This is a genomic window from Streptomyces sp. SID13666, assembly GCF_010548325.1.
GTDB classification, from domain to species: domain Bacteria; phylum Actinomycetota; class Actinomycetes; order Streptomycetales; family Streptomycetaceae; genus Actinacidiphila; species Actinacidiphila fildesensis.
Genome location: NZ_JAAGLX010000230.1, coordinates 1 through 397, shown reverse-complemented (window position 1 = coordinate 397; position 397 = coordinate 1). Strand labels below are relative to the sequence as shown.

Genomic DNA, 397 nt, shown 5'->3' with positions numbered 1-397 from the left:
ACCAAGATCGCAGTCCGGTCCACCCGCTCGGGCCTGATCCCGAAGGGCGCCGGCATCGGCCCGATGGGCAGCCGCGTGCGCAACGTGATGGCCGAGCTGCACGGCGAGAAGATCGACATCGTCGACTGGTCGGACGACCCGGCGGAGATGGTCGCGAACGCGCTGTCCCCCGCCCGGGTGAGCGAGGTCGAGGTCGTCGACTGGGACACCCGCTCCGCACGGGTGATCGTGCCCGACTACCAGCTGTCGCTGGCCATCGGCAAGGAGGGCCAGAACGCCCGCCTCGCGGCGCGGCTCACCGGCTGGCGCATCGACATCCGTCCCGATACCGAAGTGTCCTCCGACACAGACCGGGACCGGAGCGCGGTCCGAGGCGCGGGCCGGGAATAAACCGGTA

General features: G+C 70.5%; 1 pseudogene. It reads left to right on the top strand.

What is annotated here, in order from left to right:
- Positions 1-390: pseudogene (locus G3I60_RS44235) on the top strand (transcription termination/antitermination protein NusA); the annotation flags it as partial.
- Between the last annotated feature and the right edge of the window lie 7 nt (positions 391-397).